15 protein-coding genes are annotated in these 17,576 nt (G+C 42.0%); 6 read left to right on the top strand and 9 right to left on the bottom strand.

Annotated features, from left to right (window positions below; all coding sequences use genetic code 11):
- Positions 1 to 7 precede the first annotated feature (7 nt).
- Together AK825_RS05165 and maiA are read right to left on the bottom strand one after the other, a co-directional pair.
- The gene (locus tag AK825_RS05165) at positions 8 to 958 is read right to left on the bottom strand and encodes a LysR substrate-binding domain-containing protein (RefSeq protein ID WP_228138918.1); all 951 of its coding nucleotides are present in this window, start codon (positions 956 to 958) and stop codon (positions 8 to 10) included.
- Between the two features lie 376 nt (positions 959 to 1,334).
- Complete coding sequence (gene maiA, locus AK825_RS05160) at positions 1,335 to 1,976, bottom strand: maleylacetoacetate isomerase (protein WP_203226521.1); 642 nt, start codon at positions 1,974 to 1,976, stop codon at positions 1,335 to 1,337.
- A 292-nt stretch (positions 1,977 to 2,268) separates the two neighbouring features.
- Between maiA and AK825_RS05155 the strand changes: the two genes are divergently transcribed.
- On the top strand, positions 2,269 to 3,126 hold the full coding sequence (locus AK825_RS05155; protein ID WP_068035117.1) for an IclR family transcriptional regulator: 858 nt from the start codon (positions 2,269 to 2,271) through the stop codon (positions 3,124 to 3,126).
- Positions 3,127 to 3,201: 75 nt separating this feature from the next.
- On the opposite strand, the gene AK825_RS05150 is transcribed toward AK825_RS05155, so the two are convergent.
- From AK825_RS05150 to fahA, 3 genes are all read right to left on the bottom strand, one after another.
- Complete coding sequence (locus AK825_RS05150; protein ID WP_082787173.1) at positions 3,202 to 4,266, bottom strand: TRAP transporter substrate-binding protein; 1,065 nt, start codon at positions 4,264 to 4,266, stop codon at positions 3,202 to 3,204.
- Between the two features lie 59 nt (positions 4,267 to 4,325).
- Positions 4,326 to 4,901, bottom strand: coding sequence for a VOC family protein (locus AK825_RS05145; RefSeq protein ID WP_068035116.1), 576 nt, complete (start codon positions 4,899 to 4,901; stop codon positions 4,326 to 4,328).
- Between the two features lie 137 nt (positions 4,902 to 5,038).
- Complete coding sequence (gene fahA, locus AK825_RS05140) at positions 5,039 to 6,322, bottom strand: fumarylacetoacetase (RefSeq protein WP_203226520.1); 1,284 nt, start codon at positions 6,320 to 6,322, stop codon at positions 5,039 to 5,041.
- A 406-nt stretch (positions 6,323 to 6,728) separates the two neighbouring features.
- Here fahA and AK825_RS05135 point away from each other — a divergent pair, with 406 nt between their 5' ends.
- Positions 6,729 to 7,406 carry a YetF domain-containing protein gene (locus AK825_RS05135; protein WP_068035114.1) on the top strand — a complete coding sequence of 226 codons (678 nt, stop codon included), beginning with the start codon at positions 6,729 to 6,731 and terminating at the stop codon, positions 7,404 to 7,406.
- 93 nt (positions 7,407 to 7,499) lie between these two features.
- Here AK825_RS05135 and nhaC read toward each other — a convergent pair whose 3' ends face one another.
- The 4 genes from nhaC to hppD all read right to left on the bottom strand — a co-directional run bounded on the left by nhaC (position 7,500) and on the right by hppD (position 11,591).
- Positions 7,500 to 8,903 (bottom strand): Na+/H+ antiporter NhaC, encoded by a 1,404-nt coding sequence (gene nhaC, locus AK825_RS05130; RefSeq protein WP_068035107.1) that lies wholly within the window; start codon positions 8,901 to 8,903, stop codon positions 7,500 to 7,502.
- A gap of 91 nt (positions 8,904 to 8,994) precedes the next feature.
- Positions 8,995 to 9,348 carry a 4a-hydroxytetrahydrobiopterin dehydratase gene (locus tag AK825_RS05125; protein ID WP_068035105.1) on the bottom strand — a complete coding sequence of 118 codons (354 nt, stop codon included), beginning with the start codon at positions 9,346 to 9,348 and terminating at the stop codon, positions 8,995 to 8,997.
- A 154-nt stretch (positions 9,349 to 9,502) separates the two neighbouring features.
- Entirely contained in the window at positions 9,503 to 10,348 is an 846-nt protein-coding gene (gene phhA, locus AK825_RS05120; RefSeq protein ID WP_068035103.1) for a phenylalanine 4-monooxygenase, read from the bottom strand.
- A 136-nt stretch (positions 10,349 to 10,484) separates the two neighbouring features.
- Complete coding sequence (hppD, locus tag AK825_RS05115; RefSeq protein ID WP_068035102.1) at positions 10,485 to 11,591, bottom strand: 4-hydroxyphenylpyruvate dioxygenase; 1,107 nt, start codon at positions 11,589 to 11,591, stop codon at positions 10,485 to 10,487.
- Positions 11,592 to 11,737: 146 nt separating this feature from the next.
- On the opposite strand from hppD, the gene AK825_RS05110 reads away from it, so the two are divergent.
- From AK825_RS05110 to AK825_RS05095, 4 genes are all read left to right on the top strand, one after another.
- Positions 11,738 to 12,667 (top strand): LysR family transcriptional regulator, encoded by a 930-nt coding sequence (locus AK825_RS05110; RefSeq protein ID WP_068035100.1) that lies wholly within the window; start codon positions 11,738 to 11,740, stop codon positions 12,665 to 12,667.
- Positions 12,668 to 12,874: 207 nt separating this feature from the next.
- Positions 12,875 to 14,071, top strand: a complete 1,197-nt coding sequence (locus AK825_RS05105) for an amino acid aminotransferase (RefSeq protein ID WP_068035097.1) — start codon at positions 12,875 to 12,877, stop codon at positions 14,069 to 14,071.
- Positions 14,072 to 14,559: 488 nt separating this feature from the next.
- The gene (locus AK825_RS05100; RefSeq protein ID WP_203226491.1) at positions 14,560 to 14,988 is read left to right on the top strand and encodes a hypothetical protein; all 429 of its coding nucleotides are present in this window, start codon (positions 14,560 to 14,562) and stop codon (positions 14,986 to 14,988) included.
- A 252-nt stretch (positions 14,989 to 15,240) separates the two neighbouring features.
- Positions 15,241 to 17,445, top strand: coding sequence for a bifunctional TVP38/TMEM64 family protein/FAD-dependent oxidoreductase (locus AK825_RS05095; protein WP_068035093.1), 2,205 nt, complete (start codon positions 15,241 to 15,243; stop codon positions 17,443 to 17,445).
- Positions 17,446 to 17,576: the final 131 nt, after the last annotated feature.

The raw sequence follows: 17,576 nt of genomic DNA, 5'->3' as shown, positions 1-17,576 counted from the left end.
TTGAGATTTAGAAAACAAAATCTATCGCATCCTCATGCTGATTAGAGGTTTCAAGATACGCTGAGACCCATTCTAAAATGACTTTTACCTTATGCGATCGGCCCAAGGACAAGGGGTAAGTTATATAGTAAGAGCCCCGCCCTTTTGACGCATAATTCCATGCTGTCACCAGCGTCCCTGACTGCAGCTCAGGAGCGACCAAACGCAGGGGTACGAGTGCGATACCATAGCCGAGCAAGGCGGCAGAAATACAAGCATGAAAAGTATCGAAGCGCGGGCCTACAAACGTCCCATCAATACTGATGCCTTGTTGCTTAAAATACTCATACCAAGCACTTGGACGTGAGCTCAACTGTAGTAACGTACAGTTATCTACATTGCTCGTACAGGGGTTTTTATCCCTTAAATACTCAGGCTGGCAGACCGCCACGCAATACTCATCAAACAGCTTAATCGCCTCCATTCCGCCCCAAATACCATCGCCATATAAAAAGGCAATATCGACATTTTGGTCTTCAGTAAAAAATGGCCCAACTTGCTCTTTTATATCTAAATTAATCAATGGATGAGCTTGACTAAAGCCACTTAGCGCAGGGATCAGCCAGCGTGAACAAAAAGTCGGGTGTGAAGCAATCTTCAGCACTTCTGTATTGTCACTGTGTGACATCAAACTAGTGGTCGCTACCTCGATGTGTTTGAGAATTTCCAACACTTCAAGATAATAAGTCTTGCCAGCTGGCGTCAATGAAATCCGGTGCGGCGTACGATAAAAGAGCGAAATGTTTAACATCTCTTCTAACTGAGCGACCTGCTTACTGATGGCGCTTTGCGTCATATGCATCTCTTGCGCGGCATTGGTAAAACTCAGATGGCGCGCAGCCGTCTCAAAGCACTGCAAGGCAGTCGTCGATGGATATCTTCTAAACGCAAGAGGCTTATTGGTTTCGGTTTTCATCATTTATATTTATTATCTCATGTAGGGCGTGTTAAATATTTACAAATAGGCACTGCTGATAGTAGCTAGTTTATCAAAACTGGGAGATTGTTTAGACGTTAGTAACGCTGTACTGATAGTCTTATTAATAAAAGCATTTGTTCAAGTATTAGGATTATATCTCAAATTGAGGTACTGGACAGCAGGTACTGATATTAAGCCTAATGATTCACTCTCTTTGATAGTCTAATCAAAAGTATTACTTCAAAAAACATTCTATCAGTCATAAAACGACACCAAAAAGCCGATAGCAAAATAGCTATCGGCTTAGTAAATTGAGTGACAGTGAAGGAAGTAACAGTTAAATAAGCGGTTAACTTATTTGAACATTATTGCCTTTTTAATGCGGTGCATCAGGTTGATTCATAGGATCCGCATCAAAAAATTCTTGAAGCGTACGACAATGCTCATCAATGGCCATAATGTTTGGATAAGGCGTCAAATCCACTTTGAAGCGGCGAGCTGAATAGACTTGCGGGATTAAATAGCAATCTGCAAAAGTCGGACTATTACCGTAGCAAAATTTGCCGCGTGACTCATCTTTTGCTAGTAACGTCTCTAACGCAGCAAAGCCTTCCTCTATCCAGCGTTGACACCATGCCAAAACCTCATCTTCATCGACTGACAACTCATTGCGTAAATATTGTAGGATACGGCGGTTATTAATCGGATGAATGTCACAACCAATCATCGCGCTTAGCGCTCGCACTTGCATACGACCAGCAGCGTCTTTGGGCAATAGTTGGTTATGGGGATAAACCTCTTCCAACCATTCTAGGATAGCTGGGCTTTGATAAAGCAGTAAATCGTCCGTCTGCAACGCGGGTACTAAACCTTGCGGATTAATGGCTTTAAATGATGGCTCAGACTGCTCATCCTGTGCCAAATTGATAGAGATAGCATCATAATCTAAGCCCTTTAGATTCAACGCGATACGAGTACGGTGTGACGTACCACTACGAAAGTAGCCATAAAGTTTCATCATAGTTTTTCTCCTGCATATCTTGTTATAGGTGCTTAGTTATAAGTGCTTAGTTGTAAACACTTAGTTATGAATGCTTCGTTATAAATACTAAGCCATAGGTGATTCCATTCAAAAAACTAGGTCAAGCTTATAATCATATTAGCCGTTAAAGGGAGTTTTTCTATATATATCAAACGCTCATTATTACCTATATAATTAGTCACAGTGATAAACCTGCTAAATTCGAACTATCGAATATAGCTATCAAACATAACCGTCAAATTGTTCTTTTTATTCAACCGGACTATCAATGTCATCAACAGAAACAACAGCAAATAAAAACCAAGGTGGCATACAGTCACTTGAGATTGGTCTCTCTGTATTAGATGTACTTATAGAGTATCACGAACCTATGATGCTAAAAGATATTGCTCAAGCAATACAAATGCACCCTGCAAAAGTACATCGTTATTTGGTCAGTCTCATTCGTAAAGATTATGCGCGCAAGCTGAGCGATGGGCGCTACGGATTAGGTGCTCGAGTCAATGCACTAGGTCACACCAGTTTCGATCAAAACAATATTTTGCAGCGACTTACTAATGCTGCTACTGAAATTAAAAATGCCGTTAATTGCGGGGTGCAAATCGCCAAGTGGTTTAGTGAAGGGCCCATCGTTATTCATTCATTTGAGCCGGACAGTCCAATTAGTATCATTACTCGTATAGGCTCACGCATGCCTTTGACGTCTTCTGCAACAGGTAGGCTGTTTGCCAGCTATCAACCTGATACTATTATCAAACCTTTAGTGCTTGCAGAGTGGCAAGGAGATATTGATATTTTGTCCTCAGCTCCTACATCCACCTCTACTGCTAAAGCCGATAAAGCCGAGCTATCCGTTAAATGGCAAGCGTTTACAAAGCTGCAAACTGGTATCCGGGCGCAAGGATATGCCACGGTTACCGGAGATATGCTAATGGGGATTAATGCTATTAGCATACCCGTTATTTTACCGCAGTCTAAAGACGTTAACGATATCAGTGCATCTGCTAAGGGTGGGCTATTAGAATACGCGCTCACCATTATCGGTACTGCTGAACAACTGCCGCTGGATAACCAGCAAGTAATGGATAAAATACTATCAATAGCTAAGCGTTATCAGATTGCCTAGCTATTTTATTAGCTGTCTTATTAACTAGTTTATTTTGCACAAAACGCTCATCTAACCTGTTAAATAATTTAAACCTTACAGACAGGCTGCGCTGGCCGCTTTGGTTTTTTCATAGACGGTTTGACCATCCAAGCCTTTAGCCGCTAACTCATCCAGATATCTCTGCGTACCCTCAAGTAACGGGCCTTGCCAATCAGGGTCATTTAGAGGGTCTGGAATGTCGATCATCGTATCGCCTTTGGCACGAGCGGCAGCCATTGCTTCATCATTACTTCTATCAAATATTTTAGCGATACGATCTGACATAACTAGCCCTGAATTATCATCAATAACTTTTTTGAGATCATCAGGCAGACTATTATATTTATCCTTGTTCATAGTGACCACAAAGGTAGAGTTATAAAAAGGTATGTTGGTGTGCGCGCTAAGTAGCTCATCGAGACGGAACGCTTGAATAGGCTGCCAAGTAAACGCTAGACCATCGATGACGCCGCGCTGTAGCGAAGTATAAGTATCACTAGCAGGCATCCCCACGGGAGCAGCACCAGTAGCTTCAATAATGTGGCTGGCAACTACAGATGGTTGACGAATTCGCATACCCTTCATATCTGCTGGCGTACGAATGGGCTTATCAACGGTATGCAGCGCCCCCTGTCCTGAACCCATCAAAGCGAGCAGATGGGTGTCCTCATATTCATCTGAAATAACCCCATCGTCATAGAGCTTATATAGTATGCAGGTCTGTTGCTCTGCGGTATTGGATATACCCGGTAGCTCTACCACTTGGGTTAGAGGAAAGCGCCCAGCGGTATAGCCTTGCACTTGCATACCAATATCTACAGTGCCTTTTGCCGCAGCATCATAAGTGGCGCCTGGTTTGCTTAGAGTAGCGGAAGGATAAATCTCAATCTTTAGGCGTCCATTCGAGTCTTCTTCAATTTTTTGCGCCCAAGGCTCAAAGCCTTCAGTATTCATATTGTCATTAGCCGTCATAAAATGTGAGAATCTAAGCGTTGTCACATCGTCTGAGTCGCCATTAGCAGATGTAGCTTGATTATTATCAGAGCAGCCAGATAATGCTAGCCCAGACATTGCAAGTACGGTAGCCAGAGCGATTCCAGTAGATAGTTTGGTTTTCATCGTAGAGTCCTTTCTTGATGATTGAGTTCTCACTATTAAAGCTTAGCATGAAGCAATGCCTACTCCCCTACAGGCACCTGTTCTTTAGCTTCTTTCAATTCTTCGGCATGCAAAAAATGTGTATGAGCGGGCGCACGTTTAGTACGTGACCATTCTTCTAACATGTCGTGTTTTATCTCTTCAGTAATCATCGAGACTTTTTCTTCTGAGGTAATATCATCGTAAGTGAGTTCCATACGATGACCATTAGGATCGAAGAAGTAGATAGAATGGAAAATACCGTGATTGGTCACACCAATGACGTCAATCCCGCCATCCTCTAAATGCTTCTTCGCAGCCATTAAAGTATCGCGATCTTTTACTTTCATTGCCAGATGCTGTACCCAGTCTGGCGTATTAGGATCAGAACCCATTTCAGGTTGATTGGGTAATTCAAAAAACGCCAACACATTACCGTTACCTGCATCCAAAAAGATATGCATGTAGGGATCAAAGGCTTTAGTAGAAGGTACGTGGTCTTCGGCAAAAGCTAAAATGAAATCCATATTCAAGTGTTTTTTGTACCACTCTACGGTTTCTTTAGCATCTTTGCAGCGATAAGCCACATGATGAATTTGTTCTATTTTAAAACTCATATCAATATCCTTTTGATAAGGCGTAAAACCTGAGGTTGCTACCGCTATAAGGTTTTTGTGTCGATCTAACCTAAGTCGTATAGCTCCTAATCTTAATAATGCCAATCGATTGTTTTACGCCTGTTCTTTATAAAAGTTTATGCGTCAAAATCAAAGTTTAAAGCAGGCAATACTTTACCGCGCACTTCACCAAACCCAACACGAATGCCACCTTTTTCGCTATAGCCTTTCATGATAACGGTATCACCGTCGTCGATAAAAGTACGTGTGCCCCCGCCTTTAAGCTCAACAGGTTTGGTCGCGTTCCAAGCGATCTCGAGCATTGAGCCATAAGAGTCTGGCGTTGGCCCTGAGATGGTACCCGAGCCCATCATATCGCCGACTTCGACTTTACAGCCAGTAATAGTGTGATGCGTCAATTGCTGAGCCATCGACCAGTACATGTATTTAAAATTGGTTTCAGAGATGACGGTAGCGCTATCAGCATTTTCTGGAAGCAATTCCACTGACAAATTAATATCAAAGCTGTTATCGGATTTTTTCTCACGTAGATAAGCCAGTGGCTCCGGATCCTGAGTTGGGATTGAGGTTTTAAAAGGTTCTAGCGCATCTAAAGTGACAATCCAAGGAGATATCTCAGAAGCAAAAGTTTTAGCATTAAAAGGGCCTAAAGGAACGTATTCCCATTTTTGAATATCACGAGCTGACCAATCGTTGAACAGCACCATACCAAAAATATGATCCCATGCGTTTTTGATAGAAATTGGCTCTCCGATTTTATTAGGTTGACCTACGATAAATGCAGTTTCAAGCTCAAAATCAAGACGCTTACAAGGCGCAAAAATAGGACGCTCATCTGGATTGGGTTTTAGCTGACCTGACGGACGAATGATATCTGTGGAGCCCGTCACAAAGACCGTACTGGCACGGCCGTTATAACCGACTGGCATTTCCTTCCAGTTCGGCAATAGCGCATTAGCAGGATCACGGAATAGCGTACCGACGTTAGTAGCATGCTCTTTCGACGAATAAAAGTCAGTATAACCAGGGACATGGACAGGTAGATGCATCGTGACATCTGCTTGCTTAAATAACGCCTTACCTTGCAAGTCTTGGTTATCACGTAGAGTGTCAGTGTCGGCAGCTAACAGTGTTTGAATAGTGCTACGCGCGGTAGTCCAATTATCTCGACCAGAATCAATAAAGGCATTAAGTGTCGGCTGGTCAAAATAGCGACCACCTTCTAATTTAATTAGACCTTCGGTTTCAAGTACCGCTAAGTCCAAAACGTGTTCACCAATGGCGACACCAGCGCGGCGCTTGCCATCGGCAGTTTCACTAAAGATGCCATAAGGCAAATTGTGAATAGAAAAATCAGAGTCGCTAGCGATATCGAGAAATGAAGAGAGGTTTGTGTCAATCGTTGACATGGTTAGCTCCTTGCTGGTCAATGAGTCTTATGAATATAGTTTTATGGAAAACAGTTTATAAAAAATAGTAAATTACGTATAGATTAACATCTTACATATAATGTAATTTATATCAATTTACATTGCAAGCGATTACTGAGTAATTTAATAAGGTATAAAAGCTATTTTGTGGTTTACTGCTTCCTATTTTAGTCTCAATTTTGATTTGTTTTGTAAGGTAATGAATTTATTAATTTATAATGCTGCAGCAATGGAGAAATTCGGCAGCGACTCGGCACAAGCCCCATTGCTTAACATCTAATATCTGACATTTCACGCAAAGTAAGTGCCTGTATTAACCACAATAGAAATAGCTATAACGTGTTTTGATAGCCACACTTTAAAAGGAAAGACATACATGGATTTGGCAAGTATCTTTATTCATGACACAACTTGGGCGTTTGCTGCCGAAATCGTCATACGCGTGATTGTTATGTTTAGCATGATTATCATATTTTTACGTTTCACTGGTAAACGCGGCGTCCGGCAGCTGTCTATTTTTGAGCTGACCATTATTTTGTCACTGGGTTCTATCGCTGGTGATCCGATGTTCACCGAGGATTTACCGATTATACAAGCGGTACTCATCATGAGTATCGTGATTATCATGTATCGGCTCTGCACTTGGGTAATGATGAAATACCAGCCCTTTGAAGATCTTTTGGAAGGAAAGTCGATTTATATTGTAGAAGACGGCGCCTTAGTAATAGATAAGATTAAAAGAGGCAAGATGTCGCATGATGAGTTTTTTGCTGAAATGCGCCAACAAGGTGTTGAACACTTGGGTCAAGTACGTGTGGGCTTATTAGAGACGGATGGCTCATTTAGCTTATTGCTATTTCCACCTGATGAAACGCGTTATGGTTTGCCACTTTTTCCCAAGCAGTATCAGCCAGTTAAAGAGATAAATCCAAAGCATTGCTATGCTTGTATGCATTGCGGCTATGTCGATTATATTGCGAAGCCAGATCAGCAATGCGTACGCTGTGAATGTGAAAGTTGGGCGAAGGCCTTGGATAGCGGGATTGTTAGATAATGAAATTAAAAAAGCCGTCACGCATGAATCGTGACGGCTTTACTTTATGCGATATTTATAAAAATAGAGAATCGTAACTTAAGTCTAACCTAACTATCGAGCTGATACTTTAGTTCCATCTTTACGACTAATTGTCAGTCCTGTAAAGCCAAATAGTATCGTTAATAATAATGACAGATAACAGAAGAACGCATAAGGCAGATAATCCAGTACTGGCACGCCTAAGGCTTGACTAATAAACACCCCGCACACACTCCAAGGTACGAGCGGATTGATTACCGTTCCTGCATCTTCAATGGTACGAGATAAGTTTTTTGGATGTAAGTTTAAGCGCTCAAATATCGGACGAAACGCTGTGCCTGACAGTAAGATACTCAAATACTGCTCACCGATAAGCACGTTAATACTTAGTGCTGACATGGCAGTTGCGAATATTGCGCGTCCTGGACTGGTTAGAGTATCTCTTATCCCTGATAGCAACGCTGGCAAAATACCTAAAGCGCTCAGCAATCCACCAAGGCTAAGTGCCAATATCACAATCATTTGAGTAAAGAACATGCTTTGTACGCCACCGCGCGAGAGCATACCGCCTACTTCCCCAAGATCTAGCGATTCAGCGGGCGCATAACCTGCAAAGAAATACCCACCCAATTGTCCAAAGCTTGGCGAGCTATGCAAGTAGGTGACAATCAGAGCGGTAATAATGGTACAGATAATAGTATAGATGGCGTTGACTCGAAATACAGCCAGTCCAATAAGCACTACAAAAGGCAATACTGCATAACTATGTACCAAACCACTTTCAATCAACTGACCTTGTAAAACAGTTACTTGACTTAAGTCACCACTAACAGTCTGTCCAGAGAAGAACCAAAAAAGTATGACAGTCAGTATCCACGCAGGCACCGTGGTGTACATCATATTGCGAATATGCTCAAATAAATCAATACCCACGACCGATGAAGCAATGGTACAAGTATCAGATAATGGCGACATTTTATCACCGAAAAACGCACCCGATACGACAGCGCCAGCAGCGATAGCGACATTGGCATCAAACGCATTACTCATACCAATAAAAGCTACGCCCAAGGTCGCCGCGGTAGTCAAACTACTGCCCAATGCAATACCAATAATCGAAGTAAGTACAAAGGCTGATATGTAATAAAACTCCGGTGATATTAGCTCGAAGCCAAAATACATCAGTGTCGGTATAGCTCCCGACATCATTAGAGCGGCAACCATCAAGCCAATAAAGAAGAATAAGTAAATCGCACCGATACCGCTCATCACTCCAGAGGCCATTTGCGCTTGCATATCATTAAAGCTAAGGCCCTTAAATAGACCGATAGCCAATAACACGCAGATAGCGAGTATCAATGATAAATGTGGCACCCAGCCAAGGCCAATCATGGTGACACCCATAATGGCGATGACAGTGGTAGCAATAATAAATGCCAGTTTGGGTGAGAACTGGGTTAGTATTTTTGGAGGCATCACACATCCTTAGATGACCAGTGAATTTTGGTTTAGGGTTGGCTTTGAGTATGGCAAGTTTAATGAGTTGCTTTAATTATAGCTACCTTCATTACTTACTGAATAGACTATCAGTCTTTGCTGCCATAATAAAATCATTACGATGCAGACCTTTGATGCTGTGCGACCACCATGTCACTGTCGCTTTGCCCCACTCTACCAATATGCCGGGATGATGCCCTTCCTCTTCCGCGATATCTGCAAGCCGATTAGCAAACGCCATAGCGGTGACGAAGTTTTTAAACTTATATTGACGTTGTAATTGATTGATGCCGTCGACTTCGATAAGCGACCAGTTAGGAAGTTGTTGTAACAGCTCGCGTGCCTCAGTATCGTCGACTTTTGGCGCGCCGACACGGCAGGCTTCGCAGCTGGCTTGAGATAGGGTTTGTAAATGCTCAGTCATAGTAAATTCCTTTTATTTTAACTATTGAGTTTTTATTAAATGTACGTCCATGTTGACGTGATTGTCTATTTAAGCAGCCAATGTTTAAGTGTTCTTAATTAAGCTATCACTTGCTTTAATGATCAGTTGATTAAACAGTCAATTGATTAAGCAATCAACTGGTTTCAACTTTATAGGTTGGCTCAAACATTCCGAGTGACATCGCTTGCTTGACCACCCCCATGATGTCGCTATTCACGATGTCAAACAGCGTATCTAAATTATCAATGACATAATAGATAGGCTGAATATGATCAATTCGATAAGGGGTACGTAACACATCTAGCAAATCGAAGGCCCGATGTTTAGGTTGATGATGTGACTGATGATTTGATTGATCGTGCGATTGATTTTGAGTCTCATCATTGAGTGCATAAATAGTTTCAGAAGGTGAGCTTAAGATGCCACCACCATAAATTCGGCGAGTATCTTTCGTTTGCCCGACCAAACCAAACTCGATGGTAAACCAATACAGCCGTGCTAAAAATAACCTTTCTTCTTTACTGGCATTAAGACCAAGCTTGCCGTAAGTCTCATTAAAGGTAGCAAAGGCAGGATGAGTCAGTAGCGGACAGTGTCCGACAATCTCATGAAAGATATCAGGCTCTTCGATGTAATCCATGTCATCAAAGCGGCGGATAAAGGTCGCAACGGGGAAGGATTTATTGGCCAACAGCTTAAAGAATTTACCAAAGCTAATTAAAGCTGGCACCGCAGCTGTTTGCCAACCTGTGGTCGCTTGCAGCACTTCATCGATATCATGTAATTGCGGAATACGATCTGGCGGTAGATTTAGCTTTTTGAGCCCATCTAGATATGCCGAGCAGGCACGATTGGGTATTTGCTTGGCTTGACGCTCAAGAAGCGCTTGCCACATGGCATTCTCATTATCACTATAATGAATATGACCATTGGCATCAGGTTGATGCGAAAGATAAGGTTGTTTGCTTTGGCGTTCCATGCCGGTATTCCTTTTGCCATTAGTCCATTCTATTTGGACCAGTATTTCAGATTTACTATATCAATCATTATAGTATTAATAATAGCAAGACAAATTCCTTTTTGTCCTGCCATGTTTGTTTAACTTATTAATAAATTTACTCTGTTTCTGTCTCTGTTTCAGATTGTCCGATAGCGCCGCGTCGCACTTGATCGCGCTCTATTGATTCGAATAGCGCTTTAAAGTTACCTTCACCAAAGCCTTCATCGTAATCGCCTTTACGTTGGATGAATTCAAAAAATACGGGGCTACCTAAGATAGTTTCAGAGAAAATTTGTAATAGCAGACGCGGTGTGCCGCCTTCCGTGGTGCCATCTAATAAGATGCCACGAGTCTGCAATTCAGAGACGTTTTCGCCATGATTTGGTAAGCGCTCACTCAGCATTTCGTAATAAGCAGCGGTTGGCGCTGTCATGAGTGGTATACCCGCCTCTTTTAGTTTATCGATACTGGCCAATAAGTCATCACTGGCTAAAGCAATATGTTGAATGCCTTCACCATTGAAGCTCATTAGATACTCTTCGATTTGTCCGCCGCCCTGCTTAGATTCTTCATTTAAAGGAATACGGATTTTGCCATCAGGCGCGGTCATGGCTTTACTGGTCAGCCCAGTGTATTCGCCTTTGATATCGAAATAGCGAATTTCACGGAAGTTAAAGATGCGCTCATAGAAGTTTGCCCAGTAAGCCATGCGACCACGGTAGACGTTATGGGTAAGATGGTCAATAACTTTGAAGCCATGTCCAACAGGATACTTATCTACATCTGGGAAGAACTCAAAGTCGACATCATAGATAGATTCACCGTCTTTAAAACGGTCAATCAGATAAATCAATGAGCCGCCGATACCTTTAATAGCAGGAAGTCTCAGCTCCATTACCCCTGTCGGCACCTCTACTGGCTGTGCGCCGTTTTCAATCGCAAGCTCGTAGGCTTTTTTGGAATCTTTAACACGAAAGCCCATGCTACAGACCCCTGCTCCATGCTCTTCCACAAAGTAGCTGGCTTGGCTTTTTGGTTCACGGTTCAATATGAGGTTGATGTCACCTTGACGGTATAAAGAGACATCTTTTGATCGGTGATTGGCAACATGGGTAAAACCAAGCTGCTCAAAAAGTGCTTCTACCGCTTTCGGTTCAGGCGAGGCGAATTCAACAAAATCAAACCCTTGCAATCCTATTGGGTTTTCGAATAAATCTGCCATTATAATCATCCTTAATTTCAATTGGTGGTATAAATCAGTGTAAAAAGTTGTATATAACAATAAATATTGTTGACGATGTATTCATCTTAGATTAGCTTGATTTATAAGACTAATCGTATTTTTTGATTTATTTATCAGGTTTACTTATGAATATCAGCATTCGCCAATTGACCGCTTTTATCAAAGTCGCTGACAACGGTAGCTTTACCCGTGCTAGCGACCAGATGCATTTAACCCAATCTGCCGTCAGTGGACTGATAAAAGAATTGGAGTCAAGTCTTGGTATCGTCTTATTTGACCGTACCACCCGCCAGCTATCTTTGTCGGTAGTAGGCAGACATTTATTGCCACAAGCGCGCCGAGTGCTTAATGAGATGCAGTTATTTGAAAACGAAGCGAGCAGTCTGATGAGCTTAGCGCAAGGTCAAGTGCGACTAGCAGTATCGCAGTTTGCCGCCTCCTCCATGCCTGCAGTCATCGCCCAATTTTCAAAAGACTATCCTGATATCAGCGTGTCTTTGTTAGATTGCTCTGCAGAAAACGTCCTGCAACACATTCAGGATATCGAAGTAGATTTGGGCGTTGGTACCGAGCTTGGTTTTATGGAAAGTGAAGACGACATTAGCGCTGATTTGTTATATGAGTTACCGTTTTGTGTAGTGATGCCAGATAACCATGCGCTGGCTCAAAAAACTGAGGTAACGTGGCAGGATTTGATAGATATCCCGCTCATTACCTTACAAGGGCCTTTTATTGAGCAAGTGACCGCTGAGCTGGATGAGACCGTTGCCACTCATATCCAGCAAGCGCGCTACAAAGTGAACTTTATGTCCACAGCGCTTGAGATGACGCGCCAAGGCTTCGGTATTACCTTATGTCTGCCTTATATGCCTGAGGTCATTGATTGGGTGAGTGCCAATGGCTTACAAATGCGGTCGCTCGCACAGCCTGTTAAGATGCGTAGATTCTTTATTTATCAACGCTCCTCAAGAGCACTGTCGCCTGCCAGCATTGCCTTTAAACAGTTTTTGCAGACTTATTTTGCCTCTCACTTCAACGACTTGCAGAGTAGCTAGAGTAAGTAGGTACTATTCTATAGCTGTTCTTAAATGCTATATTCTAAATGGTTATTAATAGTCTAATCAGCTTAAAAAGCATTTGGATTATCAAATAGCTCATCTAATCAGTTAATTAATCAATATCGATGAATCTCTCGTTGAGTTAATAGCCAATCTAGTTTATGCTTTTTGGCGGCTTTGTTTCTATTCTAGTAAGGAAAAAAAATGTTTGAACGTATCGACTATTATGCTGGTGATCCAATCTTAGGTTTGATGGACAAGTTTGCAGAAGATAGCAATCCCGATAAAGTGAATTTGGGCGTGGGTGTTTATTACGACGAAGACGGCAAAATGCCAGTACTTGAGTGTGTAAAAACTGCTGAACAGCGCATTGCAGACCCAATTTCTCCTCGTCCATACCTACCAATGGCAGGGTTGCCTGGACACCGTAAAGGCTGTCAAGAACTGTTATTTGGCAAAGATGCTCAAGTATTGAAAGACGGTCTGGTTGCGACTATTGCCACTATTGGTGGCTCTGGCGCGTTGAAAGTAGGCGCTGAGTTTATCAATCAATGGTTCCCGCAATCTAAATGCTACGTGAGTGACCCTACATGGGGCAATCACATTGCTATTTTTGAAGGGTCTGATGTCGAAGTTGGCAAATACCCGTACTACGATAAGGCCACTGGCGGCATCAAATTTGATGAGATGATTGCGTTTTTTGAAACGTTGAATAAAGATGATGTGCTGTTATTACACCCTTGCTGTCATAACCCAACGGGTGTGGATTTGACTAAAGAGCAGTGGGATAAAGTATTAAACGTTGTTCAAGAGCGCGAGCTGATTCCGTTTATGGATATCGCTTATCAAGGTTTTGGCGAAGACATGGACAGCGACGCTTATCCTATTCGTAAAGCGGTCGATATGGGTCTGCCATTGTTTGTGAGCAACTCATTCTCCAAAAACCTATCACTATACGGTGAGCGTGTCGGCGGCCTATCAGTCGTTTGCCCAACTACCGATGAGACTGAGCGTGTATTCGGTCAGCTGACCTCTACGGTACGTCGTATCTACTCAAGCCCACCATCACATGGCGGACGCGTCGTCGATATTGTTATGAATGATGAAGCCTTGCACGAGCAATGGGTTGGCGAAGTTTATACGATGCGTGATCGTATCAAAGCTATGCGCATGAAGCTAAAATCTGTGCTAGAAGCTAAAGTCCCTGGTCGTAGCTTTGACTACCTAACTGCTCAAAACGGCATGTTTAGCTTTACAGGATTAACCCCTGAACAAGTTGAGCAGCTACAAAGCAAATTTGGTATCTATATGGTATCTAACTCACGTATGTGCGTCGCGGGCTTAAACAGTAGTAATATCGACTATGTTGCTAATGCGATGGTTGAAGTATTAAAGAACTAATCATTTAAAAAGTCTTTAACAAAGCTATTTTGATAAAAAGGTTGAGCATTGACTCAGCCTTTTTTATTTGTCTATTTATTCTACCCGCTCCTACTTAAAAATGCATTCTTCTGAAAATATTTAGGAAAAACATTTCCCATTACGATATGTGCTGCTCAAAAAGCTAATCATATACAACGTCGATTGTATATAAAACAATCACCTTTAAGCTAGCATTGCTGATTTATTGAAAGAGTGTAACGAATTCTTGTAACCATAATATACAAGACAATACGAACTTGAACAATCATTCAAGAACAACTACAATAAGTTTCTTTATAGCATCTAGCAGCAATATTGTATTCATTTTTGAGCAATCACTCAATATGGTAAATATTTTTCTTTATGTTTATTTTATAATGATAGAAAGTATCGATACTCATTTCATTCATTAATTTTTTGAACCCATTTTTAAAACTTTTCAAAAGCGAAAACTTATGCAAAAAGTTATGCCAAAACATTTACCACTTTCACTATTATTGCTTCGACTTGGTATCTTCATTGTGTTCTTCTTTTGGACACTCGACAAATTTGTAAACCCTGAACATGCTGCAAGTGTGTTTGCTAAATTTTATGCACTAGAAAATTTAGGCACCAGCATTGTTTACGTTGTTGGTAGCTTGCAAATTATACTCATCTTTTTGTTTGTGGCAGGTTTGTTCAAAAAGTGGACATACGGCATCATTTTATTGCTACACGCAGCCTCTACTTTTGCAACCTTTGGTCTCTACCTAACGCCTTTTGATAACTTACTGTTTTTTGCCGCATGGCCAATGTTGGCTGCCTGTGTCGCGTTATTCTTAATGCGAGATTGGGACACGTTAACATTAGGCAAAAGAACCTCTTTTACGCAAAATCAGATAGTGCCTATTCAATAGGGCTTATTAAATCGTGCCTACTGTTAGACTAGAGCCTATCCTCATTTTGATAATGGTAATAAAAATGCCAGTCAGCAGAACACAGGCTATATACTGTTAATACTGATAAGTTAGCTATTTTATAGTAGATAAACTAATAGACCATTCGAACCATTCAATGGAATGGCTGCTGCTATTAAAACAATGAAGATGCTCAACCAAAAAAATCACTGTGATTTTTAACCTTTGCCCCACTATTTAGCCGGACATTTCATGATTAAAAGAATATTTTTAATACTGTTAATATTGATATTAGCGGCAAGCTTTTTTTATTTTGACCTAAATCAATTATTGACGCTTGACGGCTTAAAAGGGTCGATGGCGCAATTTAACGACTACAAAGCGCAATCACCGCTATTGATTATCGGTGGGTTCTTTTTACTTTATGTGGTCGTCACCGCTCTATCCTTACCGGGAGCTGCTATTTTGACCTTGGCAGCTGGGGCGCTATTTGGCTTATGGCAAGGCTTATTGGTTGCCTCGTTTGCCTCTAGTATTGGTGCGACACTAGCGTTTTTAACCTCACGTTATTTACTGCGTGATACGATTAAGCAGCGTTTTCCTGAACGCTTAGCAGCCATTGATGCTGGCGTTGAAAAAGAAGGCGGATTTTACTTATTTACCCTGCGCTTAGTGCCGATATTTCCGTTCTTTTTGATTAATTTACTCATGGGCGTCACCGCGATTAAAGCGAGGACATTCTACTGGGTAAGCCAAGTTGGTATGCTCGCGGGTACTTTTGTATTCGTTAATGCCGGTACGCAACTGGCGCAAATTGACAGTTTGTCAGGGATTTTATCGTTTAATTTGATTGTCTCATTTGCGTTGTTAGGTTTTTTCCCATTAATAGCAAAAGGGATATTAAATATGCTAAAAAAACGCCGCGTCTATAAAAACTATAGCAAACCTAAAAAATTCGACCGTAATATGATTGTGATTGGCGCAGGTGCTGGCGGGCTAGTCACCAGCTATATCGCGGCGACCGTCCGAGCAAAAGTAACATTAATCGAAGCGGGTGAGATGGGTGGCGACTGCTTAAACTATGGCTGTGTACCCAGCAAAGCTTTGATTAAAAGCGCGAAAGTCGCAGAACAAATGCGCAATGGTGAGCGTTATGGCTTGGAAAACACACCACTAGAGTTTTCATTCAAAAACGTTATGATACGCATCCATAAAGTCATCGCTGATATCGCGCCAAATGACAGCGTCGAGCGTTATACGGACTTGGGTGTCGAAGTGTTAAAAGGCTACGCTAAATTCATCGACCCGTGGACGGTAGAGATTGCGCTAAACGATGGTGGCACGCAAACACTAACCGCACGTTCCATTGTTATCGCTACTGGCGCGCGTCCATTTGTACCAGACTTGCCAGGCTTGGAAGAAACCGGCTATGTGACCAGCGATACCATATGGAATAAGTTTACCGAATTAGAAGAAGCGCCGAAAAAACTGGTCGTCCTTGGCGGCGGGCCAATCGGCTCTGAGCTGGCACAAGCTTTTGCACGCTTAGGCTCAAATGTGACCCAAATCGAAAGAGGCGCGCGTCTCATGAAAAAAGAAGACGTGGAAGTCTCTGAATTTGCACACAAAGTACTCGTCGAGAGTGGCGTAAATGTCTTAACCTCGCATCAAGCAATTCGCTGTGAAGCTCGCGATGGTAAAAAGTTCATTATCGTTGAACCGCAAGGCGACAGTACCGATAAGCAAAGCAGTACCGATAAGCAAGACAGTCAAAACAAACAAGAAATCGCTATTGAATATGACGAATTGCTTTGTGCCGTTGGACGCAGTGCGCGCTTAGAAGGCTATGGCTTAGAAACATTAGGGATTGAAACTGAACGTACCATCGAGACCGATGACTATTTAGAAACCCTCTACCCCAATATTTACGCTGCTGGTGATGTCGTTGGTCCTTATCAATTTACTCATGTGGCCTCCCATCAGGCATGGTACGCAGCCGTAAATGGTTTGTTTGGGCATCTAAAGAAGTTTAAAGTAGATTACCGCGTGATTCCGTGGACGACTTTTATTGATCCAGAAATCGCACGCGTTGGCTTAAATGAGCAAGAGGCTATTGAAAAAGGCATCGATTTTGAAATTACCCGTTACGACTTTAAAGACTTAGATCGTGCGGTGACGGAAAGCGCCAACTATGGCTTTATCAAAGTCATTACGCCAAAAGGTAAAGATAAAATACTCGGCGTGACCATCGTCGCTGAGCATGCTGGTGATTTAATGCCGGAATTTATATTAGCAATGAAACATGGCTTAGGGCTGAATAAAATACTCGGCACCATTCATATGTATCCAACGTGGGCGGAGGGTAATAAATACGCGGCTGGTGAATGGAAACGCAATCATGCACCTGAAACGGTATTAAACTGGCTTGAGAAATATCAAACATGGCGTCGAGGTTAATTAGCCTTCCAGTGAAACTCGATGCTGTTGCAATTCATTAATTTCATCGTCTTTTAGACGATCGATTTTTTTAGAAATAAGTGCTGTTGGGATAATTTTTTTGAAGCCTCTGGAGTGACGAAGTCACACAG

It is taken from the genome of Psychrobacter sp. P11G5 (genome assembly GCF_001593305.1).
GTDB lineage: Bacteria > Pseudomonadota > Gammaproteobacteria > Pseudomonadales > Moraxellaceae > Psychrobacter.
This window is presented reverse-complemented; position numbering and strand designations above follow the sequence as displayed.